The sequence below is a fragment of the Streptococcus sp. KHUD_018 genome, from assembly GCF_054861215.1.
The window spans coordinates 389950-415488 of the sequence record NZ_CM142176.1; the positions used below are offsets into that span (position 1 = coordinate 389950).

Consider the following 25539-nt stretch of genomic DNA (forward strand, 5'->3'; position numbering starts at 1 on the left):
TTTTTACATTTGTAAAGAAAGATTCTAAATTTGGAGCCTGTTTTTGTCAGAATAGAGAAAATTTTCCTTAATTTTACTTGTTTTCTATTGCTTTCTTAGCTATTATTTGTTATATTAAAAGCACAATTATTTTTTATTTATCAGGGTTAAGCATTGCACTTTCAGAGGAAGGAGTATTTTTTAAAAAAAGAATGTAAACGCTTACTCAAAAATGAAAGGATTTAGGAATTTATGAATAAAGGATTATTTGAAAAACGTTGTAAATATAGTATTCGGAAATTTTCATTAGGTGTTGCTTCTGTTATGATTGGGGCTGCATTCTTTGGGACAAGTACAGTTCTTGCAGATAGCGTGCAGTCTGGCTCCACAGCGAATTTACCAGCGGATTTAGCCGCTGCTCTTGCAACAGCAAAAGAGAATGATGGGCGTGATTTTGAAGCACCAAAGGCGGGAGAAGACCAAGGGTCTCCAGAAGTTACTGATGGACCTAAGACAGAAGAAGAACTATTAGCACTTGAAAAAGCAAAATCAGCTAGTTCAGATAAGTTACCAGAAGGCTTAGAGGGCAAATTAGATAAGGCTGAAGATAAAGGGAAAGAAGTTGATAAGGATCAATTAGCTAAGAATACTGAGAATCTCGTTCCAGAAGATGTAGCTAAAACCAAGAATGGTGAATTAAACTACGGAGCAACTGTCAAAATCAAGACACCATCAGGTGAAGGTAGTGGGATTGTCATTGGCGAAAATCTTGTTTTAACTGTTTCACATAACTTTATAAAAGACGTTCCAGATGGCAATAATCGTAAGGTCGTTGACAATGATAATGGTGATGGAGATATCTATAGCATTTCCTATCCAGGACTACCAGATGTTAAATTTGGTAAAAAAGACATTATTCACTGGGATCGTGAAGGTTTCCTAAAAGGCTACAAGAATGATTTAGCCCTTGTTCGATTGCGCACTGTTCTGGAAAATACGCCTGTTGAAGTAACCAAAAAGCCAGTAGTTAAGAAAATTGGAGATAAGCTCCATGTCTTTGGTTATCCAGAAGGGAAATTGAATCCGATTGTCAATACTACAGTTGATTTTGCAGAACCATATGGAGAAGGTGTCCAAGGAATCGGTTATCAAGGAGGGAAACCGGGTGCTAGTGGCGGTGGTATCTTTGATACAGAAGGCAAACTAGTCGGTGTTCATCAAAATGGAGTTGTTGGCCAACGGAGTGGTGGTATTCTCTTCTCACCTGCTCAATTGAAATGGATCCAAGATCACATGAAGGGAATTTCAAGTGTCAAACCTGCAGACTTGGAAGAGAAAGAAAAACCAGCCGAAGACAAACCAAAAGAGGACAAACCTGCAGCTGCTAAACCTGAAACACCTGAAAAAGTAACAGCTGAATGGCAAACAGTAGAGAAAAAAGAACAACAGGGAACAGTTACGGTTCGTGAAGAAAAAGGTGTCCGCTACAATCAATTGTCTTCAACTGCACAGAACGACAATGGCGATAAACCAGCCTTGTTTGAAAAACAAGGATTGACAGTTGATGCTAATGGAAATGCGACGGTTGATTTAACCTTCAAAGATGATTCTGAAAAGGGCAAATCACGCTTTGGTGTCTTCTTGAAATTTAAAGATACCAAGAACAATGTTTTTGTTGGTTATGACAAAGATGGCTGGTTCTGGGAGTATAAATCTCCAACCGATAGCACATGGTATAAGGGGGGGCGTGTAGCAGCGCCTGAGACAGGATCAATTAACCGCCTATCAATTACCCTCAAGTCAGATGGACAACTCAATGCAACGAATAATGATGAGAAACTCTTTGATACGGTTACTTTGCCAGCAGCTGTTAATGAAACTCTTAAAAATGAGAAGAAAATCGTCCTAAAAGCTGGTTCCTATGGCAATGAGCGAACAGTTGTCAGTGTTAAAACGGACAATCAAGAAGGTGTAAAAGCAGATGATACTCCTGACCAGAAAGAAACAGGTCCGGCCGTTGATGATAGCAAGGTGACTTATGACACGATCCAGTCTAAGGTACTCAAAGCAGTGATTGACCAAGCCTTCCCACGTATTAAAGAATACAGTTTGAACGGGCATACCTTGCCAGGACAAGTCCAACAATTCAATAAAGTCTTTATCAACAAACACGAAGTCACACCTGAAGTTACTTACAAAAAAATCAATGAGACAACTGCAGAGTACTTGATGAAGCTTCGCGATGATGCTAATCTTATCAATGCAGAAATGACAGTTCGTCTGCAAGTTGTGGATAATCAGTTGCACTTTGATGTGACCAAGATTGTCAACCATAATCAAGTTACTCCAGGTCAAAAGATTGATGATGAAAGAAAACTGCTTTCTTCTATTAGTTTCCTTGGCAATGCTTTAGTATCTGTTTCAAGTGACCAAGCCGGTGCTAAGTTTGATGGGGCAACCATGTCAAATAATACCCATGTCAGCGGAGATGATCATATCGATGTAACCAATCCAATGAAAGACTTGGCCAAGGGTTACATGTATGGATTTGTTTCTACAGACAAGCTTGCTGCAGGTGTTTGGAGTAACTCTCAGAACAGCTACGGTGGAGGTTCTTATGACTGGACCCGCTTGACAGCCTACAAGGAAACGGTCGGAAATGCTAACTATGTCGGAATTCATAGCTCTGAATGGCAATGGGAAAAAGCTTATAAGGGCATTGTCTTCCCAGAGTATACCAAGGAACTTCCAAGTGCTAAGGTTGTTATCACTGAAGATGCCAATGCAGACAATAAAGTGGATTGGCAAGATGGAGCTATTGCTTATCGTAGCATCATGAACAACCCTCAAGGTTGGGAAAAGGTTAAGGATATCACTGCTTACCGTATCGCGATGAACTTTGGTTCACAAGCACAAAACCCATTCCTTATGACCTTGGATGGTATCAAGAAGATCAATCTCCATACAGATGGTCTTGGGCAAGGTGTTCTCCTTAAAGGATATGGTAGCGAAGGCCATGACTCTGGTCATTTGAATTATGCTGATATTGGTAAACGTATTGGTGGTGTTGAAGACTTCAAGACCTTGATTGCGAAAGCGAAGAAATATGGAGCTCATCTAGGTATCCACGTTAACGCTTCTGAAACCTATCCTGAGTCTAAGTACTTCAATGAAAAAATTCTCCGTAAGAATCCAGATGGAAGCTACAGCTACGGATGGAACTGGCTAGACCAAGGTATCAACATTGATGCGGCTTATGACCTAGCTCATGGCCGTTTGGCACGTTGGGAAGATTTGAAGAAAAAACTTGGTGACGGTCTCGACTTTATCTATGTGGACGTTTGGGGCAATGGTCAATCAGGTGATAACGGTGCTTGGGCTACCCACGTTCTTGCCAAAGAAATCAATAAACAAGGCTGGCGCTTTGCAATCGAGTGGGGCCATGGTGGTGAGTACGACTCTACCTTCCATCACTGGGCAGCTGACTTGACCTACGGTGGCTACACCAATAAAGGTATCAACAGTGCCATCACCCGCTTTATCCGTAACCATCAAAAAGATGCTTGGGTAGGGGACTACAGAAGTTACGGTGGTGCAGCAGATTATCCACTTCTAGGTGGCTACAGCATGAAAGACTTTGAAGGCTGGCAAGGAAGAAGTGATTACAATGGCTATGTAACCAACTTGTTTGCCCATGACTTGATGACCAAGTATTTCCAACACTTCACTGTAAGCAAATGGGAAAATGGTACACCAGTGACCATGTCTGATAACGGTAGCACCTATAAATGGACTCCAGAAATGAAGGTTGAGCTAGTCGATGCAGCAGGTAACAAGGTTGTTGTGACTCGTAAGTCAAATGATGTCAATAGCCCACAATACCGTGAACGTACAGTAACGCTTAACGGACGTGTCATCCAAGATGGTTCAGCTTACTTGACTCCTTGGAACTGGGATGCAAATGGTAAGAAACTTCCTACTGATAAGGAAAAGATGTACTACTTCAATACGCAGGCTGGTGCAACAACTTGGACCCTTCCAAGCGATTGGGCAAATAGCAAGGTTTACCTTTACAAGCTAACTGACCAAGGTAAGACAGAAGAGCAAGAACTAACTGTAAAAGATGGTAAGATTACCCTAGACCTTCTAGCAAATCAACCATACGTTCTCTACCGTTCAAAACAAACCAATCCTGAAATGTCATGGAGCGAAGGCATGCATATCTATGACCAAGGATTTAACAGTGGAACCTTGAAACACTGGACCATTTCTGGTGATGCTTCTAAGGCAGAAATTGTCAAATCACAAGGCGCAAATGAAATGCTTCGTATCCAAGGCAATAAGAGCAAGGTCAGCCTTACTCAGAAACTGACTGGCTTGAAACCAAATACTAAGTATGCTGTTTATGTCGGTGTTGATAACCGTAGTAACGCTAAGGCAAGTATCACAGTGAATACTGGTGAAAAAGAAGTTACTACTTATACCAATAAGTCACTCGCTCTCAACTATATCAAAGCATATGCTCATAACAATCGTCGTGACAATGCTACAGTTGACGATACAAGTTACTTCCAAAACATGTACGCCTTCTTTACAACTGGTTCGGACGTATCAAATGTTACTCTGACTTTGAGTCGTGAAGCTGGTGATGAAGCAACTTACTTTGACGAAATTCGTACCTTTGAAAACAATTCAAGCATGTACGGAGACAAGCACGATACAGGTCAAGGAACCTTCAAACAAGACTTTGAAAATGTAGCTCAAGGGATCTTCCCATTTGTAGTAGGTGGTGTCGAAGGTGTCGAAGACAACCGCACTCACTTGTCTGAAAAACACGATCCATATACACAACGTGGTTGGAACGGTAAGAAAGTCGATGATGTTATCGAAGGAAATTGGTCATTGAAGACAAATGGACTGGTTAGCCGTCGTAACTTGGTTTACCAAACCATTCCACAAAACTTCCGTTTTGAAGCTGGTAAAACTTATCGTGTAACCTTTGAATACGAAGCAGGTTCTGACAATACCTACGCCTTTGTAGTTGGTAAGGGAGAATTCCAGTCAGGTCGTCGTGGTAGTCAAGCTAGCGACTTGGAAATGCATGAATTGCCAAATACTTGGACGGATTCTAAGAAGGCCAAGAAAGCAACCTTCCTCGTGACAGGTGCAGAAACAGGTGATACTTGGGTAGGTATCTACTCAACTGGAAACGCAAGCAATACTCGTGGTGATTCTGGTGGAAATGCCAACTTCCGTGGTTATAACGACTTCATGATGGATAATCTTCAAATCGAGGAAATTACCCTAACTGGTAAGATGTTGGCAGAAAATGCTCTGAAGAACTACTTGCCAACGGTTGCCATGACCAACTACACGAAAGAGTCTATGGATGCTTTGAAAGAGGCAGTCTTTAACCTCAGTCAGGCAGATGATGACATTAGCGTGGAAGAAGCGCGTGCAGAGATTGCCAAGATTGAAGCCTTGAAGAGTGCTTTGGTTCAGAAGAAAACAGCCTTGGTAGCGGAAGACTTTGAAAGTCTCAATGCCCCTGCACAAGCTGGTGAAGGCTTAGAAAATGCCTTTGATGGAAATCTATCAAGCTTATGGCATACATCTTGGAGCGGTGGAGATGTTGGAAAACCTGCCACCATGGTCTTGAAAGAACCTACTGAAATCACAGGACTTCGCTATGTTCCACGTGGCTCAGGATCGAATGGTAACTTGCGTGATGTAAAACTGGTTGTCACAGATGAGTCTGGCAAGGAGCATACTTTCACCGTTACGGACTGGCCTGATAACAATAAGCCAAAAGATATTAACTTTGGTAAGACAATCAAGGCTAAGAAAATTGTCCTTACGGGAACCAAGACATACGGAGATGGTGGAGATAAATACCAATCTGCAGCGGAACTCATCTTTACTCGTCCACAGGCAGCAGAAACATCTCTTGATATGTCTGCTTATGAAGCAGCTTTAGCTAAGGCTCAAAAATTGACAGACAAAGAAAATCAAGAGGAAGTAGCTAGTGTTCAGGCAAGCATGAAATATGCGACGGATAACCATCTCTTGACGGAAAGAATGGTTGCCTACTTTGCAGATTATCTCAATCAATTAAAAGATTCTGCTCCGAAACCTGACGCTCCTACAAGCAGCAAGGGTGAAGAGCAACCACCAGTTCTTGAAGTACCAGAATTCAAAGGCGGAGTCAATGCGGCAGAAGCAGCTGTTCATGAAGTCCCTGAGTTCAAGGGCGGCGTTAATGCGGTTGAAGCCTTGGTTCACGAATTGCCAGAATACAAAGGTGGAGCCAATGCAGTTCTAGCAGCTGCAAATGAAGTTCCAGAGTATAGAGGTGGAGTCAATGCAGCAGAAGTAGCTGTTCATGAGGTTCCTGAGTTCAAGGGAGGAGTCAATGCGGTTGAAGCCTTGGTTCACGAATTGCCAGAATACAAAGGTGGAGCCAATGGAGTTGAGCCAGCTGTACATGAAAAACCAGAGTACACAGGTCCACTAGGTACAGCAGGTGATGAACCAGCACCAACTGTTGAGAAACCAGAGTATAAGTTGACACCAGCTCCACTAGCTGATACAAAGACATCAGAAATCAAAGATACTCTGAAAAATAAAGAAAGCAAAAAGACACTCCCAGAAACAGGAGAAGACCAGTCTGATACAGCCCTCTTCCTAGCAGGAATCAGCCTAGCAATGTCAGCCGCCCTCTTTGCTATTAACAGTAAAAAAGAATAGATATTTATTTATTCCACAACTACATTGTTTGGATAAGTGACTTGAACTTCTATGGGAGTCAGAGTCGGAAAATGAATCAAACACCTGGAGAGGACCTCTTGGTTCTCTCCTTTTTAAAAGGAGAAATGATAACGCTTACTAGCGTAAGCGGATGAAAGGAAATAGGAGAAATATGGACAAACACTTTTTTGAGAAACGCTGTCATTATAGTATCCGCAAATTTACAATTGGTGCAGCCTCAGTTATGATTGGTGCTAGTATCTTTGGAGCCAATATGGTTCAGGCAGCAGAAACAGCAGCGCCTTCAGAGACAGAGGGAAGTATCACTCATGTTCAAGCTCTGGATAAATTACCAGATGATTTAGCCGCTGCGCTTGAAAAGGCGGATGCAGAAGCTGCAACAGAAGGAAATCAAGAGGGTAGTCAGGCAACCGAAGAAGGAACAAAACCTGCAGCAAGTGAGGAGGCAAAACCAGAGACAAGTCCTGCAAGTCCCAAGCCAGCAGAAACGCCGAAACCGGTTGAAACACCAAAGGCGGATAATCAACCTGCGGAAACCACTACGCCAGCAGTAAAACCAGCTGAAAAGACAATCGAAGATAGAGAAGATGTCAACCATCTCGAAGGTGCTACTGCTTCAGCAAACAACCATGAGGCTGGAACAAGCTTTACGGCTGATAAAGCAGTTGATGGTGATGATAGTACTAGATGGGCTACAGACAAAGATGTACCAAAACCAACCTTCGAATTAACTCTTCCAAAAACTACCCTCATCAAGCATGTGGAAATTGACTGGGATCGTCGTCTTCGTAATGGGCAAAATGACCCCAATATCAAATCTTGGAGCCTTTACTACGCAGGTCAAGAAGACGTGGGCGCTAACGGAGAAAAACAATGGAAACTCGCTCATACCAAGACTGGAGATCCTGTTTTAGACGAGAAAGTTGACTTAGCCAATAGTATTCAAGCTAAATATCTCAAGTTAGAGATCAACGACTATCAAGCGGGCACAATGGGTTGGAGAAACGTTGGAATCCAAGAAATTCGAGCTTATTCAAACGTTCCGGACCATAGTAAGGTAACGGATATCCGCCAAGTAACCGAACTAACAGTAGCAGAAGATGGACAGTCTCTTGTCTTACCAACTTTACCAGGAAAAGTCAGCCTCATCGGAAGCAACAAGCAAGGTGTGATTGATCTTCAAAATCACATCTATAAGCCTTTGACAGACCAACGCGTCAAGGTCATGGTGCAACAAATCAGAGACAGTCATACTTTCACTAAGGAATTTGAAGTAGTCATCAAGGGCCTACATCAGGACGAAGGTGTGGGTGTCAAACCAAAAGTAGCACCAGCTGTTCAACAATGGTATGGGAAAGAAGGCCAATCTTCTATCACTTCAGATACAGTTCTTGCGACAGGAGATTCAGGCTTTGATCAGGCTGCAACCTTCTACCAGTCAGACCTTGCAAGCCGTGGATTGGAACTAGCAACAGGTGACAAGCAGGCTCAAAAACGAATCGAATTTAAAAAGGTTGAAAACAAGGGTTATGGTAAGGAAGGTTACGGCATCACTATCCAAAATGATGTGATTACCATCGAAGCTGCTACAAACACAGGTGCCTTCTACGCCACTCGTACCCTTCTTCAAATGGGAGAAACAGACCTACAAAATGGCGAAATTCGTGATTTCCCAAGTTTCAGCCACCGTGGCTTTATGCTGGATACAGGTCGTAAATTTATCCCTTATGACACTCTTGTAGACATCATGCTCAACATGGCCTACTACAAGATGAATGACTTGCAGTTGCACCTTAATGATAACTATATCTTCCTCAAGGAACACTTGGCAGGTAAGAACTTAACACCAGAAGAACAACTCAAGTATGTTCTTGAACATGCCAAGACTGGTTTCCGTGTGGAGACAGACATTGTCGGTAAGAATGGTCAAAAATTGACATCAGATGAGCACTATACCAAGGAAGAAATGCAAAATCTGATTAAATTGGCCAAGGCCTTGCATATCAACCTAGTACCAGAAATTGACACACCAGGTCACGCCTTGTCCTTTGTCAAAGTCCGCCCAGACCTCATGTATCAAGGTAGTTTGAGTGATTATGCTGGCAAACACAATGTTGAACGTGTTGCCATGCTCGACCTAGATAATAAATACGATGAAACGCTGGCTTTTGTCAAATCCGTCTATGACAAACTCCTCGATGGTCCAGATGCACCACTTCATGGGGTATCCACTGTTCATATCGGAACGGATGAATACTATGGCAGCAGAGAAAGTTACCGTCGCTATGTCAATGATTTGACCCAATATATCAAGTCTAAAGGTTACACCCCTCGTATCTGGGGCTCACTCAGTGCGAAACGTGGGAACACTCCTGTTGATTGGAACGGAGTAGAGGTTGATATCTGGAGTATCGGATGGCAACGACCAAATGAGGCCATTGCTCAGGGAGCTAAGATTATCAATATCACGGATGTACCGACCTATAGTGTGCCAAGTGGAAGCAATAGTCAAGCAGCCTACGGGGACTATGCTAACTACGAACGTCAGTACAATAGCTGGACACCGAATGATTTTAGAACAGGTGGAGGTCCACTTCTACCAGCTTCTCATCCAAGTATTCTTGGTGGTGGGCACGCAGTTTGGAATGATAACATTGACCTTCATGAGACCGGTTTGACCTCTTATGACATCTTCAAACGCTTCTTCAAGAGCATGCAAACCACTGCAGAACGCACCTGGGGATCTGACCGTGCAGCTGCGACCTTTGCAGAACGCACCCTACCAACGAGCCCTTATGCGCCACAGTCAAATCCTGATAAAGAGATTGATCAAAGCGACTTGTTTACCATCAATTCTGAAACAGTCAAGAACTATGCAAGCAAGAAAGTGAAGACAAGCGAGCAAGGATTGGCTTTTGAGAAAGATAGCAGTATCGAAGGCTTGGCTGGTGATGTTGGTCCAAGTCACGTCTTGAAGTTTGATGTAACTGTCACTGGAGACGGGGAACAAACCTTCTCAACAAGTGGGGACAATCGTATCTATCTAGCTGATAAAGACGGCTACCTTGCTTACCAGTTTGAACAGTTCCATATCCAATTCAATAAAAAACTTGAAAAGAACAAACGTTATCAAATCTCTATCGTGACCAAACCACAATCTACAGAAGTCTATGTGGATGGTGAAAAGATTGAGCGTATTGCGAATCCGGCTCACCCTCGTTTTGCCCACAATAGCTTGGTACTACCGCTTGAAAGTATCGGTGGTTTCAAAGGAATCTTGCATAGTGCAGAGTTGTCAGACAAACCATTTGTAAATCCTCGCTTGATTTCAAATGATAAGATTACTGCAACCGCAAGCAGTCAGCAACTTCCAGGAAACGCGACTGAAGGCGCTGTTGAAAAGGCCTTTGACAATGATCCAAATACCTTCTGGCATACTAAATGGACTGGTGACACTGCGCCATACACCCTTACTATGACCTTGAAAGAAGCAGAAAAAGTCAATGGTTTGACCTATCTCCCACGACCAGGTGGTGGAAATGGTGTTGTGACGCGCTACGAAGTCTACGCACAAAAAGATGGCCAAATGGTCAAGGTTTCAGAAGGAAGCTGGGACAACAATGCCCAAGAAAAATCGGTTAACTTCGCGGCAGTACATACCAACAAGATTGAGTTAAAAGTATTGGAAGGCGTTGGTGGTTTTGCAAGTGCTGCTGAAGTTCATCTATTGAAACCTGTCAAAGAAGAGCAAGAAACGCCTGCACCAAGTCAACCAGAAAAACCAACTACACCTGAAAAACCAAAAGTAGAGCAAACAGGTGATGGAACAGTTGAATTGGCGGATCAATTCACTGCAAGTAAACCAGCTAGTGAAGACAGCATTGCAGCTGCCAGCAAGAGCGCAGACTATCTCAAGAAAGAGTACAAGGTCTTCCCAACTCCACAAAAAGTGACCTATGGCGAAGGTGTTACGGCTCTTCGTAAGCAAGTCAATCTGGTCATGGGGGATCAACTCGATATCTATACTCGCAATCGCTTGAAGAGTGTCTTGCAGGATAATCAAGTATCTTATACAACTGGTAAATCCGCAGTTGCAGGCGCAACCAATATCTATCTTGGAGTGCATGGACAAGGTTCACAAGCAGAACAAAACTTGTCTAAGGTTTCAGCAGGTCTCTTTGACAAGATTGATGCCTATGCCTTGACCATTAAGGATAACTCGATTTCTATCGTCGGGAAAGATACAGATGCAGTCTTCTATGGCTTGACAACCTTGAAACATATGCTCAAGGAAAGTCAAGTTCCAGTTCTTCGCAATGTGACGGTGGAAGATTACGCAGAGCTCAAGAATCGTGGTTTCATCGAAGGTTACTATGGAAATCCATGGTCTAATGCCGATCGTGCAGAGCTCATGCGTTACGGTGGCGATTTGAAATTGAACCAATACTTCTTTGCACCAAAAGACGATCCATACCACAACAAGAAATGGCGTGAACTCTATCCAGAAGAAAAACTAGCTGAAATCCGTGAACTTGCTCGTGTCGGAAATCAAAGTAAAACCCGCTATGTCTGGACTATCCATCCATTCATGAACAACCGCATCCGCTTTGGCAATGAAGCACATTACCAAGAAGATTTAGCAACCATCAAGGCCAAATTTACCCAGCTGATGAAAGTGGGTGTCCGCGAATTTGGTATCCTTGCAGATGATGCACCAAGTCCTGTCGGAGGCTACAATAGCTACAACCGCTTGATGCAAGATATGACCAATTGGTTGACAGAAATGCAGGGAACTTACAGCGGTCTTCGTAAAGAAATGATCTTTGTTCCTGGCCAGTATTGGGGTAATGGACGTGAGGATGAGTTGAAATCCCTCAATGAAAATCTCCCAAGTTCAGCATCCATGACCTTGACGGGTGGTAAGATTTGGGGTGAAGTCTCTGAAAGCTTCCTTTCAACTCTCAAGAACAATCTATCCGCAGGAGGCAAGACCTATCGCCCAGTTTCACTTTGGATTAACTGGCCTGTAACAGATAACTCTAAACAACACTTGATTCTAGGTGGTGGTGAGAAATTCCTTCATCCGAATGTAGATCCTAGCTTGCTATCTGGTATCATGTTGAACCCAATGCAACAGTCTGAACCATCTAAGATTGCCCTCTTTTCAGGAGCTCAATACTCATGGAAACAGTGGAAATCAGAAGAAGAAGCTAAGAAAATCAATGATATTGCCTTCAACTTTGTAGAAAATGGTCATTTTGAAGATAGCAAGGTATCAGCAGCCTTCCGCGAACTTGGTAAGCACATGATCAACCAAAACATGGATAATCGTGTCGTCAAACTAGAAGAATCAGTAGACTTGGCTCCAAAATTGACTGACTTCATGACCAAGCTCAAAGCAGGTCAGGATGTGACTGCAGAACGTGCAGCCTTGCGAGCTGAATTTGCCAAGATTAAAGAAGCAGCCGAACTCTATAAAGCATCAGGCGATAAAAAAATGGTTGCCCAAATCCACTATTGGTTGGATAATGCAATCGACCAAATGAATGCCCTTGATGCCTTCCTTACAGGAACTGAAGCGATGGCTACAAACGATGCAGCTAAACTGTGGGACAGCTACTATAAAGGCTTGAAGTTCTACGAACAGTCTCAAACTCACACCTTCCATTATGTAGACCATATGGAAAAAGCTGAATTGGGTGTTCAACACATTCGTCCATTTATCCTATCCCTGAAAGAAGTTCTAGCTTCTGAGGTTCAAAAAGTCTTGCACCCAGACCAAATCACCAGCACCTTTATCACCAATCGAACAGGTGTAGAAGGTGGTTTGGCAGAAGTAACGGATGGCGACTTGGCAACCCATGCGATTATTAAATCACCAAACAGCATCAAGACAGGTGATTATATCGGTATGAAATTCAACAAGCCGGTAGCTATCCAAACCTTGACCTTTGCTATGGGAACTCAGGCAAATCCACGTGATACCTTTAGTAAAGCAGAAGTGCAGTATCTAGATGAAAATGACAACTGGGTAACCTTGAAAGAGCCAAGCTATGTCGGAAATGAATCCCTTCTTAAGTTTGAGAATCTCAATATCAAGGCCAAGGCAGTTCGCATGATTGCGACAGAAGACCGTGAAAATACTTGGTTTGCGGTTCAAGAAATTGCAGTCAATCGTCCAGTTGAAAAAGCTCGTAGCCAACAAGCAACGACAGTTAGTCTGAGCTCAAACTTAGCTTACAAACTAAATACCTCAGCCCGTCAAATCACTGATGGCAAGGACAATACAGAAGCCATGATGGCAAACGCTGATGGTAGCAATACAACTCCAGTAGATGCCTGGGCACAACTTGACCTCGGCGAAGTCAAGTCAGTCACTAAAGTTCGCCTTCGTCAAGGAACAGGTGATAAACTTGCTGCAGGTGTGCTTGAGTATTCTACAGACGGTACTACTTGGCAAGAGTTGGATCGCCTATCAGGTGAGCAAACCAAGGAAGTGACTAGAGCTATCAATGCTCGCTATATCCGAGTACGCAATACTAAGGCCCTCGACCTCTGGTGGCGTATCCAAGACTTCTCTGTTGAGACACGCTCTGGAAGCAGTGAGTTAACGGACACCAACGTCGATGCCTTGAAGGAAACGCCGGTAGTGGATAGCTTGGGACGTTATGAACTTCAAATTCCAGATGGAACCAAACTTCCTGCAAATAGCTATCTAGGTATGAAACTTGACCGTATCCATCAGGTCAAGAGCATCCAGCTCCAAGGTCAGGCCAACCCAGCTCTTAGCCTTGAGTACTCTGCAAATGCGCAAGAATGGACGCCAGCTAGCCAGTTGACAGACAGATCTGTCGCAACTCACTTGGTTCGTTACGTTCGTTTGGTCAACAAAACAGATCAGGAGCAAGCTATTACAGCGACTTCTCTCCTTGTGACGACTAAAGAAGTGCAACCAACAAAACTAGAATCCACTACAATGGGAATTCACCCAGCATATGGTAGCAATGATGTTCGTAAACTGAACAACTTAGATCAATTATTTGACGGTGTTTACAACAATTTCGTTGAGTTTTCAGACTATGCTCATAAAGATGGCCACGTGACCTTGAAACTTGGCAGTGAACGCACTATCAAGAAGATTAGAGCCTATATCCAAGACGGAACTCAAAACTACCTTCGTGATGGGAAGATCCAAGTCAGCCAAGATGGTAAAACTTGGACAGATGTTGTCACAGTTGGAGATGGTGTGGCCAATAGCCAACACGATGATTCTCTGACAGATGGTTGGACACATGATTCTAAGATGCCAGGAAATCGCTACATCGAGGGTGAATTGACGACACCAGTCAAAGCCAACTATCTCCGTGTCCTCTATACGGCGGACTATGATGCCCGTTTTGTAGGATTTACAGAATTGGTCATCAACGATGGTGAATTTGTCAAACCAATCAATGATCCAACAGTAGAAGGAAACGGTGGAGAAAGCCAAGGCAACCTCTACAATAATCTTGTAGACGGAAAAGTCTTGACTAGCTACAAGTCTGAAAAAGAGAAGGGCGAGTTAGTTTATCACTTGTCTGAGCCAACCAATGCCAACCACCTTCGTCTTGTTTCCAGTCTTCCTGAAGGAGCGAAGGCACGTGTTCTTGCTAGAACACTCAAGGATGGTCAAGACAGCTGGACAGACCTCGGTGCCATTACATCTAGTCTCCAAACCTTCGCTATCCGAAATGGTGGCTCTCTTCTAGACGTCAAATTAGTCTGGGAAGGCGGCAAGGCTGAGTTTTATGAATTGGCGAGCTTCTATCAAGAATTGACAGAAGAATCGGTTCAATCAAGCAAGGGTGATGAAGAACCACCAGTTTTGAGCAAACCGGACTTTACAGGTGGTGTGAATGCGGCTGAGGCAGCAGTACATGAAGTACCAGAGTATACAGGCCCACTTAGTACAGCAGGAGATCAGCCAGCACCGATAGTTGAGAAACTAGAGTTTACAGGTGGTGTGAATGCGGCTGAGGCAGCAGTGCATGGAGTACCAGAGTACACAGGCCCACTTAGTACAGCAGGAGATCAGCCAGCACCGATAGTTGAGAAACTAGACTTTACAGGTGGTGTGAACGCGGTAGAAGCAGCAGTACATGAAGTACCAGAGTACACAGGTCCACTTGGTACAGCAGGAGACCAGCCAGCACCGATAGTTGAGAAACTGGACTTTACAGGTGGTGTGAACGCGGTAGAAGCAGCAGTACATGAAGTACCAGAGTACACAGGTCCACTTGGTACAGCAGGAGACCAACCAGCACCGACAGTTGAAAAACCAGAGTACAAATTGAACTTAAGTCCACTCGCTGATACTAAGACTCCAGAAGTTAAACAGGATGATCAGAAGGAGCTTCCGGCAACAGGTGAAAGCAAATCTGATACAGCTCTCTTCCTTGCAGGCGTTAGCCTAGCTCTATCCGCTATCTTTATCGCGAAAGGGAAAAAGGAATAGCATCTGATTACCTTTGTTTTTGACAAATTTTAGCATCAAGAGAAAGTGAAAAGACAGCTCCATAACCTCTATAATAAATAGTTAGAGAAACTATCAAAAGAGTTATGGTGCTGTTGGGATAAACTATTGTGCTATAAAGAATAAAAATCCTGAGAAGTAAAATTCTCAGGATTTTGCTTATTGTTGCGGTTGACTTGGTTGGTTTTGCTCAGCAGGTGTAGTTCCTGATTGTTGAGGAATCGTCTGCGTTTGACTTGTGCTTGGAGAAGTTGCGCTTGACTGAGAAGTCGAACTCTCAGATGTAGAACTAGAACTTTCAGATGTAGAACTTTGTTGTGTAGATGATGAAGGGGTCCACGTATTGCGTGCTCCATTCTTGAAGACAAATTCCCCGCTTCTGTAAAGACCTTCAGGCATGGTCCAATCTCCTGGATGATCATCAGTTGAGAGATAGGTCATCATCGAACGGTAGACCTTAGCTGCAACGTAGAAGCCATCACCAACGATAGGAGTAAGTCGGTTAGAGTAACCGGTCCAGACAGCCATTGAATATTTACGAGTATAGCCGACAAACATTTCGTCTGGAGCTACATAACCAGAGTTCTTAATGTATTTCTCAATTTCATCATCTGTATAGTTTGATGTACCAGTCTTACCAGCTTGTGGTAACCATGATAGGTAGGCTCCACGTCCTGTCCCGTAGGTTAGAACCGTTTTCATCATCTCTGTCATCATATAGGCGGTTGTTTCTTTCATAGCGCGTGTTCCTGAATCAGAAAACTCTTTTGAACTACCATCACTAAAGATGATTTTGTTGATGTACATTGGCTTATGGTAAATACCGCCATTGGCAAAGGCAGCATAGGCTGCGGCCATTTTTTCACTGCTTGCCCCATACTTTTTGTTAGATTCGGTTGTGTTACTTGAAATCGCGTTGGCATAGTGCATATCTGGATAGTCAATACCGAGTCCATTTAGGAAGGTCTTGGCTCTATCCAAACCAACCTTATTCAAAGTTTCAACGGCTGGGACGTTTCGTGACTGTTGAAGGGCATACTGTAATGTAATATTTCCAAAATAACCTCTATCCCAGTTATAAACAGGTGTGTTGGTGCCAGGATAGTTATATGGTACGTCATGAACGATAGAAGCAGTTGAGTCGTAGATGTCATACTCCAAGGCTGGCGCGTAATCTGTGATGGGTTTCATGGTTGAACCCCAGTCACGGTTGGTTTCAACAGCTTGGTTCATACCGAAGGAAACATTGCTTGATTGGTGACGGGCACCTAATTGAGCGATGACTTTCCCGTTTGTGACATCTACGATAGTTGAAGCCACTTGCAATTCATCATCTGGGTAATTAACATATTCGTCGGTATTGTAGATATCCCAGAGACGTTGTTGGACTTTAGGATCGACATTGGTATAAACTTCCATTCCCGTTGTCAAAAGGTTGTAGCCCGTTTCTTGTTCGACTTGGTCAATCACTTCTTTGAGATAATTGTCCATATACGGAGGATAGCTATTAGCAGATTTTAGACTTTGAAGTCCGTCTGTAATGGGAGTGTTAATGGCTTTTTCGTATTGTTCGGCAGTAATGTAACCTTGTCCCTTCATCTCGGAGAGAACCAGATCTCGGCGTTCTTGTGCCGCTTCTGGATGAGAGTAGGGGTCATACTGATTTGGAGCCTGGGGCATTCCAGCTAGGAGAGCCAATTGAGGTAGACTTAAATCTTTGAGGTCTTTACCATAGTAGTTTTGGGCTGCCGTTTGCATCCCGTAATTTCCGTTGGACATATAGACCTTGTTGATGTAGTAAGTTAGGATCTCTTGTTTGGTTGCTTTTTGTTCTAACTGAACGGCTAGCCAAGCTTCCTGTGCCTTACGTGAAAGTGTTTGATCAGATGTTGACGTTGAGAAATAGGTTAGTTTAATCAACTGCTGTGTCAAGGTAGAACCACCTTGAAGACCACCCCCACCACGGAGGTTTCGTAAGGAAGCGCCTAGGATACGAATCGTATCTACTCCTCGGTGACTGAAGAAACGATGATCTTCAATAGAGACAATTGCATTGACCAGCTCCGTAGGGATTTCATTAGCCTGTGCATTGACACGGCGCTCAGAACCCAGATCAGCGATAAGTTCATTTTTGCTGTCATAGATCTTACTAGACGTTGTAGCGACTAGTTTGCTTTCGGATAGAGCCGGAGCCTTGCTTACATAGTACAGAAAAAGGCCTCCACCTAGCATAATAGCTGCGATAAATAAGGTCAAAAGGCAGATACTGACATACTTAGCTATTCGCAGGAAAGTTTGTTTGTTCATCTTGTTTTACCACCTAGTAAATGTTCTTTGATAACTTCGAGATAGGGAATCTGTGGAAAGGCACCAGGCTCAATCCTATATCCATTTTCTCGAATATATCCAAGTGGCATTGACTTTTGTCCCATATCTTGATGATAGAAACGAATCAAATCAATGGCCGGCAATAAGTAGGTTTCTTGCTGAGAAGAAAAGTGAAGGAGGACAAAGCAGATTCCTTGCTGGGCAAGAACTTGTTCCATATGCTGGATCTGATGGAGATGGAAATTCTTCATCGGAATCGCATGTTTTTGCCTGGTTTCCTTTGCTTCAAAGTCGATGTAGTATCCATCATAAACCCCTGAATAGTCAGTCGTTGAGGCCTGTCTAAAGTAGGCTTCAACGATCTTGGCTCGACTTCGTTGGGGATAGTCGACACGCACGATTTGGATGGGAGTCGGTTTCTTGTGAATAACTGCCAATCCATGCGACAAATAGTAGTCGTTGGTAGCGTTGATCATCTTTTCAAAAGACATTCCCCGATTTGCGAAATTTTTAGTTTGTGACGGAGGCGCTTGTCTCTTCTGCGATGAAAGTTTATGTGGATAGTTGACCATAATTCTCCTTATTGGTACAATAACATCACTCTATTATATCATAAATTTACAAAGAAAGGGTTAAAAATGACAACAGCCTTGATTTTAGGCTATTCAGCCTTCGACCTTGGTCTCTTTAATGACAAGGATATTCGCGTTGATATTATCAAAACAGCCATTCGGAGAGACCTAGAACATCTAGCAGAAGAAGGGGTGACCTGGCTTGTCTTTACAGGGACCTTGGGCTTTGAGTACTGGGCGCTACAAGTGGCAAAAGACATGAAAACAGACTATGGATTTCAGCTGGCGACCATTTTCGATTTTGAAACCCATGGTAGTAATTGGAATGAAGCAAATCAAGCGAAATTGAGTGAGTTCAAGCAGGTTGACTTTGTCAAATACGCCTATCCACAATATGAGCACAAGGGACAATTACGCGATTATCAGAAATTTCTGCTGGAAAATACGGAAGGGTGCTATCTCTTTTATGACGAAGAAAATGAAACCAAGCTACAGTATTTTTACCAGATGATGAAAAATAAAGAAGGCTATATTACAAAAAGATTAACATTTGAGGATCTGAACGAAATAGTGGAAAATTTTTCCGAAAAGTGAGGCTTTGACCTTGATTTTTGTTTGTCTTTTTTTATATAATAAGAATAGCAATCAAGAATGGAGAGAGAAATGGCAAGTATTATTTTTTCAGCAAAAGATATTTTTGAACAAGAGTTTGGACGTGAAGTTCGCGGATATAGTAAGGCAGAGGTAGACGAGTTCCTAGATGATGTGATCAAGGATTATGAGACTTACGCAGCTTTGGTCAAATCTCTTCGTCAGGAAATTGCTGATTTGAAGGAGGAATTGTCTAACAAGCCACAGGCAAGTTCTACTCAACAAAGTTCTATCGAAGTAACAAGTTCTACTCCAATGACAAATTTTGATATTTTGAAACGATTGAATCGACTTGAAAAAGAAGTATTCGGTAAGCAAATCGTAGACAATTCTGAGTTGTAATTAGGTGTCTATTAGATGCAATTTTTGGATAATCGCGTGAAGAGAATCCCTTTTCATGAGGAAAGTCCATGCTAGCACAGGCTGTGATGCCTGTAGTGTTTGTGCTAGGCGAAACCATAAGCCTAGGGACGAGAGATCGTTACGGCAGTCGAAATGGCTAAGTCTTTGGATAGGTCAGAGTAAGCTTGAAAGTGCCACAGTGACGGAGTCTTTCTGGAAACGGAGAGAGTGGAACGCGGTAAACCCCTCAAGCTAGCAACCCAAATTTTGGTCGGGGCATGGAGTGCACGGAAACGAACGTAGTACTCTGACTGCTATCAGCTATAGGCTGTTAGCGGTAGACAGATGATTATCGAAGGAAGTGGTCCTAGTCACTTCTGGAACAAAACATGGCTTATAGAAAATTGCATATAGGTTGGGGCTGAGAACTTTTTCTCAACCTCATTTTTTAAAGTGAACAAAAGAAAGGTCTTGCAAGACTAGAAATGAAAGAAAAATTTAATTTAATCGCAACTGCTGCGGCGGGTCTCGAGGCTGTCGTTGGACGTGAGATGCGAGACCTGGGCTATGATTGCCAGGTTGAAAATGGCCGTGTTCGTTTTCAAGGAGATGTGAAGGCAATCATCGAGACCAACCTTTGGCTTCGTGCAGCTGACCGTATCAAGATTGTAGTTGGGAGCTTTCCGGCTAAGACCTTTGAAGAACTTTTCCAAGGAGTTTTTGCTCTAGATTGGGAAAACTATCTCCCTCTCGGGGCACGTTTCCCTATTTCAAAGGCCAAATGTGTCAAGTCTAAACTGCACAATGAGCCTAGTGTTCAGGCTATTTCCAAGAAGGCGGTTGTGAAGAAACTGCAAAAACACTATGCCCGCCCAGAAGGTGTTCCCTTGATGGAAAATGGTCCTGAGTTTAAGATAGAGGTGTCCATCCTTAAAGATGTGGCAACTGTCATGATTGACACGACAGGTTCTAGCCTCTTTAAGCGCGGTTATCGTACGGAAAAGGGTGGAGCTCCTATCAAGGAAAACATGGCAGCAGCCATTTTACAACTCTCTAACTGGTATCCAGACAAGCCCTTGATCGATCCGACCTGTGGTTCAGGAACTTTCTGTATCGAGGCGGCTATGATGGCTAGAAAGATGGCGCCGGGGCTTCGCCGTTCCTTTGCTTTTGAGGAATGGAACTGGGTTAGCGATCGGTTAATCCAAGAAGTTCGCACAGAGGCTGCTAAGAAAATCGATCGTGAGATAGAATTGGATATTATGGGCTGTGATATTGATACTCGGATGGTTGAGACTGCTAAGGCCAATGCTCAAGCAGCTGGTGTAGCTGGAGATATCACTTTTAAACAAATGCGGGTACAGGATTTGCGTTCAGACAAGATCAATGGCGTTATCATTTCCAATCCACCATATGGGGAGCGCTTGTCTGATGATGCAGGAGTTACAAAGCTCTATGCAGAAATGGGGCAGGTCTTTGCGCCATTGAAAACCTGGAGCAAATTTATCCTGACGAGTGACGAAGCTTTTGAAAGTAAGTACGGAAGCCCAGCGGATAAAAAGCGCAAACTTTATAACGGAACCTTAAAAGTGGATTTGTATCAATACTTTGGTCAGCGTGTGAAGCGCCAAGAGGTAAAGTAGAAAGGAAGACAGATGAGTAAAAAAAGACACAATCGTCATAAAAAAGAGCATCAAGAATCCAAATTTGATTTTGACGAGGCGAAAGATCTGACAGTTGGTCAAGTCATCCGTAAAAATGAAGAAGTTGAAGCTGGAGTATTGCCTGAGGACAATATCTTGGATAAATACATCAAACAGCACCGCGAGGAAATCGAGGCGGACAAGTTTGAAACACGTCAATTTAAAAAAGAAGAACTGCAGGAAGCTCAGGCTCAAGAAGAATTGACGACACAGGAAGTCTCAGAAATCACTGAAGAGTCGGCACCAATCATAGAGGAACCCGATACAGTTTCAGAAGAAATGGTGTCAGACTCAGCGGAAACTACAAGCTCGGATGTGATTTTGCCTCCTTTGGGAGAGGAAAATCAAAACTTGGAACCGCTTGTGTTGGAAAAGCAAACGCCAGCAGAGGTTGCTGATGAGAAAGAAGAGGAAGAGACGGCTCTACTTTCACGCTCAGCTCAGGCAGAATCAGAAACAGTTTCTAATTCTAAAAAGAAGCGCGTGTTTGTTATCGGTTCAGCCTTGGCAGCAGCCCTTATCTTGGCAGGTAGTTACTATATCTATCGCCAAGTAAATCGCTCCAACCAAGCCATCCAGTCTTCCCAGTCTTCTTCTAGTAATCAAGAAACACAAACAGCCCTACAAGAGTTTAATGCCCTCTACGATGCTTTTTATACAGATGCTAATAAAACGGCTTTGAAAAATAGTCAGTTTGACAAGTTGGACCGACTCAAGGCTCAACTAGATAAACTCGAAGGTAGCCGAGAGCACACTCTGGCCAAGTCTAAGTATGATAGTTTAGAAGCTCAAATCAAGGCTGTGCAAGAAGTGAATAATCAGTTTGAAACTCCAGCAATTACCGACGGTGTCTTGGATACCAATGCAAAGGTCAAGGCAGATGCTAAATTTACAGAAATTAAAACAGGAAATACAGAGCTAGATAAACTGTTAGATAAGGCCATTAGCCTTGGTAAGAGTCAGCAAACAAGCGCCTCTAGTTCAAGTTCAAGTACAACGACTGATAGCAGTACGAGCAGTTCGTCTGCTTCATCAAGTTCAGCACCTGCCAGCAGACCAGAAAGTGGAGGTTTGTCTAGCGATGGTGTCAATCTTCAAAGAAGTGCTAGTCGTGTACCGTACAACCAATCCGCTGTAGACGATAGCAACAACCCTGCCTGGAATTTTGCTGATGGTGTTTTGGAACAAATCCTAGCAACATCACGTGCTCGTGGCTATATCACTGGTAATCAATATATCCTAGAACGGGTCAATATCGTAAACGGAAATGGTTATTACAACCTCTACAAACCAGATGGAACCTATCTCTTCACCCTCAACTGTAAGACTGGATACTTTGTCGGTAATGGAGCTGGTCATGCAGATGATTTGGATTACTAGGAGTCCGTTACAAAATTCTTTCCTTTCATAGGTAAAAATGATAAAATAAAACATATTAAACAAGAGGAGTGTCACATGACAAAAGCTAACTTTGGTGTCGTTGGTATGGCCGTAATGGGTCGTAACCTTGCCCTAAATATCGAATCTCGTGGTTATACAGTTGCCATTTACAACCGTAGCAAAGAAAAAACAGAAGACGTAATTGCTTGCCATCCTGAAAAGAACTTTGTACCTAGCTACGATGTAGAGTCTTTCGTTCAATCTATCGAAAAACCTCGTCGTATCATGCTCATGGTTCAAGCTGGACCTGGTACAGATGCAACTATCCAAGCTCTTCTTCCACACCTTGACAAGGGTGATATCTTGATTGACGGAGGAAACACTTTCTACAAAGATACCATCCGTCGTAATGAAGAATTGGCAAACTCTGGTATCAACTTTATCGGTACAGGGGTTTCTGGTGGTGAAAAAGGTGCCCTTGAAGGTCCTTCTATCATGCCTGGTGGACAAAAAGAAGCCTACGAATTGGTTGCTGATGTTCTTGAAGAAATCTCAGCTAAAGCACCAGAAGATGGCAAACCATGTGTGACTTACATCGGTCCTGATGGAGCTGGTCACTATGTGAAAATGGTCCACAACGGTATCGAGTACGGTGATATGCAATTGATCGCAGAAAGCTATGATCTCATGCAACACTTGCTTGGTCTTTCTGCAGAAGACATGGCTGAAATCTTTACTGAGTGGAACAAGGGCGAATTGGACAGCTACTTGATCGAAATCACAGCTGATATCTTGAGCCGTAAAGACGATGAAGGTCAAGATGGCCCAATCGTAGACTACATCCTCGATGCTGCGGGTAACAAGGGAACTGGTAAATGGACTAGCCAATCATCACTTGACCTTGGTGTACCATTGTCACTGATCACTGAGTCAGTATTTGCCCGCTACATCTCTACATACAAAGAAGAACGTGTACATGCTAGCAAGGTTCTTCCAAAACCAGCTGCCTTCAAATTTGAAGGTGATAAGGCTGAGTTGATTGAAAAAATCCGTCAAGCCCTTTACTTCTCAAAAATTATCTCATACGCACAAGGTTTTGCTCAATTGCGTGTGGCTTCTAAAGAAAACAACTGGAACTTGCCATTTGCGGACATCGCATCTATCTGGCGCGATGGCTGTATCATCCGTTCACGTTTCTTGCAAAAGATCACAGATGCTTACAACCGTGATGCAGATCTTGCTAACCTTCTCTTGGATGAGTACTTCTTGGATGTCACTGCTAAGTACCAACAAGCAGTTCGTGATATCGTAGCTCTTGCGGTCCAAGCTGGTGTACCAGTGCCAACCTTCTCAGCAGCTATTACTTACTTTGATAGCTATCGTTCAGCAAACCTTCCTGCTAACTTGATCCAAGCGCAACGTGACTACTTTGGTGCCCACACTTACCAACGTAAAGACAAAGAAGGAACCTTCCACTACTCTTGGTATGACGAAAAATAAGTAGGTCTGCCATGGGGAAACGGATTTTATTACTTGAGAAAGAACGCAATCTCGCTCATTTTCTCAGTCTGGAACTCCAAAAAGAGCAATACCGTGTTGATCTTGTAGAGGAGGGGCAAAAAGCCCTCTCCATGGCTCTCCAGACAGATTATGACTTGATTTTACTGAATGCTCGTCTGGGGGATATGACGGCCCAGGATTTTGCAGAGAGGCTGAGTCGGACAAAACCAGCCTCAGTGATCATGGTCTTGGACCATCGCGAAGAATTGCAAGACCAGATTGAGACAATCCAGCGCTTCGCCGTTTCTTACATCTATAAGCCAGTGATTATTGATCAGCTGGTGGCTCGTATTTCAGCGATTTTCCGAGGTCGGGACTTTATCGACCAACACTGTAGTCAGATGAAGGTCCCAACGTCTTACCGCAATCTGCGTATGGATGTAGAACATCATACCGTTTATCGTGGCGAGGAGATGATTGCTCTGACGCGCCGTGAGTATGACCTTTTGGCCACTCTCATGGGAAGCAAGAAGGTCTTGACTCGTGAGCAGTTGTTGGAAAGTGTTTGGAAGTACGAAAGTGCGACAGAAACCAATATCGTGGATGTTTATATCCGTTATCTACGTAGCAAGCTTGATGTAAAGGGTCAAAAAAGCTACATTAAAACCGTGCGTGGTGTTGGGTATACCATGCAAGAATAGAGAAGCAGTTGCAGTTGTGTAACTGCTTTTTTTGAGGAACTCCTATATATTGACATACAGTCGGGCCTTTGCTACAATCAGTTATGGAGGAAAGATCTAATGAAAAAATTTAAAATAATGATGCAAGTTGGACTCGCAGTCTTCTTTCTTGGTCTGTTAGCGACAAGTACAGTATTGGCGGATACCACAGGTGGACAGTTTGTTGATAAGGACAATAGAAAATACTATATAAAAGATGACCATAAAGCGATCTATTGGCATAAAATAGACGGTAAAACCTACTATTTTGATGATGATGGAGAAATGGTAGTCGGTTGGCAATACTTAGAAATTCCTGGGACGGGTTATCGTGATGATTTATTTGATAATCGTCCAGTTTTCGAAATTGGCCTTCAATATAAATGGTACTACTTTGATCAAGATGGGGTTTTACAAGAATTTGTTGGCTGGCAACAATTAGAGGTTAAGGATTCATTAACTGTTGGTAAAAAATATGGTGAAGGCTTTGAAGGTCCAGAAGTTCTTAAATTAGCAAATTATTACTTTAATGAAGATCATTCTTTAAAAACAGGTTGGCTCTACGATCAATCTAACTGGTACTATCTAGCAAAAACAGGTCATTCAGGGAAAGACTACCTTGGTGGTGAAAGACGTGCGGGTTGGATAAACGATGATTCGACTTGGTATTACCTAGATCCAACAACTGGTATTATGCAAACTGGTTGGCAATATCTAGGTAATAAGTGGTACTACCTCCGCTCATCGGGAGCTATGGCAACTAGTTGGATTAAAGATGGTTCGACTTGGTATTATCTAGATGCTAAAAATGGAGATATGAAGACAGGCTGGGCTTATGTCGGTAACAAGTGGTACTATCTCCGTCCATCAGGAGCTATGGCAACTGGTTGGATTAAGGATGGTTCGACTTGGTATTACTTACATGCAAATAATGGTGACATGAAGACAGGTTGGTTCCAGGTCAATGGCAAATGGTACTATGCTTATAGCTCAGGCGCTTTAGCAGTTAGTACAAGAGTGGATGGCTACTACGTCAACTATAATGGCGAATGGGTCCAATAATGAAAGAGGCGATTGTGAAGGAA

Annotated in this window: 11 protein-coding genes and 1 other RNA gene; 10 read left to right on the forward strand and 2 right to left on the reverse strand. The window is 43.2% G+C overall.

The features are described from left to right. Positions 1 to 231: 231 nt before the first annotated feature. Together ACVBD2_RS02080 and ACVBD2_RS02085 are read left to right on the forward strand one after the other, a co-directional pair. A complete protein-coding gene (locus ACVBD2_RS02080) occupies positions 232 to 6726 on the forward strand; it encodes a SpGH101 family endo-alpha-N-acetylgalactosaminidase (protein WP_461685985.1) in 6495 nt (2164 codons plus the stop codon). A 172-nt stretch (positions 6727 to 6898) separates the two neighbouring features. Then, positions 6899 to 15241: an SIALI-17 repeat-containing surface protein gene (locus tag ACVBD2_RS02085; RefSeq protein WP_461685986.1), complete on the forward strand. Its 8343-nt coding sequence runs from the start codon at positions 6899 to 6901 to the stop codon at positions 15239 to 15241. Positions 15242 to 15418: 177 nt separating this feature from the next. Here ACVBD2_RS02085 and pbp1a read toward each other — a convergent pair whose 3' ends face one another. Further along, positions 15419 to 17566: a penicillin-binding protein PBP1A gene (gene pbp1a, locus ACVBD2_RS02090; protein ID WP_461685987.1), complete on the reverse strand. Its 2148-nt coding sequence runs from the start codon at positions 17564 to 17566 to the stop codon at positions 15419 to 15421. Further along, complete coding sequence (gene recU, locus ACVBD2_RS02095) at positions 17563 to 18159, reverse strand: Holliday junction resolvase RecU (RefSeq protein WP_143989224.1); 597 nt, start codon at positions 18157 to 18159, stop codon at positions 17563 to 17565. The genes pbp1a and recU overlap by 4 nt, the downstream gene beginning before the upstream one ends. A gap of 66 nt (positions 18160 to 18225) precedes the next feature. On the opposite strand from recU, the gene ACVBD2_RS02100 reads away from it, so the two are divergent. From ACVBD2_RS02100 to ACVBD2_RS02135, 8 genes are all read left to right on the forward strand, one after another. Then, a complete protein-coding gene (locus ACVBD2_RS02100) occupies positions 18226 to 18753 on the forward strand; it encodes an SLOG family protein (protein WP_461685988.1) in 528 nt (175 codons plus the stop codon). 69 nt (positions 18754 to 18822) lie between these two features. Beyond that, positions 18823 to 19152 carry a cell division regulator GpsB gene (gpsB, locus tag ACVBD2_RS02105; RefSeq protein WP_000146526.1) on the forward strand — a complete coding sequence of 110 codons (330 nt, stop codon included), beginning with the start codon at positions 18823 to 18825 and terminating at the stop codon, positions 19150 to 19152. A gap of 20 nt (positions 19153 to 19172) precedes the next feature. Next, positions 19173 to 19554: RNase P RNA component class B (gene rnpB / locus ACVBD2_RS02110), an RNA gene on the forward strand. Positions 19555 to 19637: 83 nt separating this feature from the next. After that, positions 19638 to 20795: a THUMP domain-containing class I SAM-dependent RNA methyltransferase gene (locus ACVBD2_RS02115; RefSeq protein WP_461685989.1), complete on the forward strand. Its 1158-nt coding sequence runs from the start codon at positions 19638 to 19640 to the stop codon at positions 20793 to 20795. A 12-nt stretch (positions 20796 to 20807) separates the two neighbouring features. Next, on the forward strand, positions 20808 to 22235 hold the full coding sequence (gene mapZ, locus ACVBD2_RS02120; protein ID WP_461685990.1) for a cell division site-positioning protein MapZ: 1428 nt from the start codon (positions 20808 to 20810) through the stop codon (positions 22233 to 22235). A 75-nt stretch (positions 22236 to 22310) separates the two neighbouring features. Beyond that, positions 22311 to 23735, forward strand: a complete 1425-nt coding sequence (gndA, locus tag ACVBD2_RS02125; RefSeq protein WP_461685991.1) for an NADP-dependent phosphogluconate dehydrogenase — start codon at positions 22311 to 22313, stop codon at positions 23733 to 23735. An 11-nt stretch (positions 23736 to 23746) separates the two neighbouring features. Then, entirely contained in the window at positions 23747 to 24436 is a 690-nt protein-coding gene (locus ACVBD2_RS02130; protein WP_000518005.1) for a response regulator transcription factor, read from the forward strand. Positions 24437 to 24535: 99 nt separating this feature from the next. Then, positions 24536 to 25516, forward strand: coding sequence for an N-acetylmuramoyl-L-alanine amidase family protein (locus tag ACVBD2_RS02135; RefSeq protein WP_461685992.1), 981 nt, complete (start codon positions 24536 to 24538; stop codon positions 25514 to 25516). The last annotated feature ends 23 nt before the right edge of the window (positions 25517 to 25539 follow it).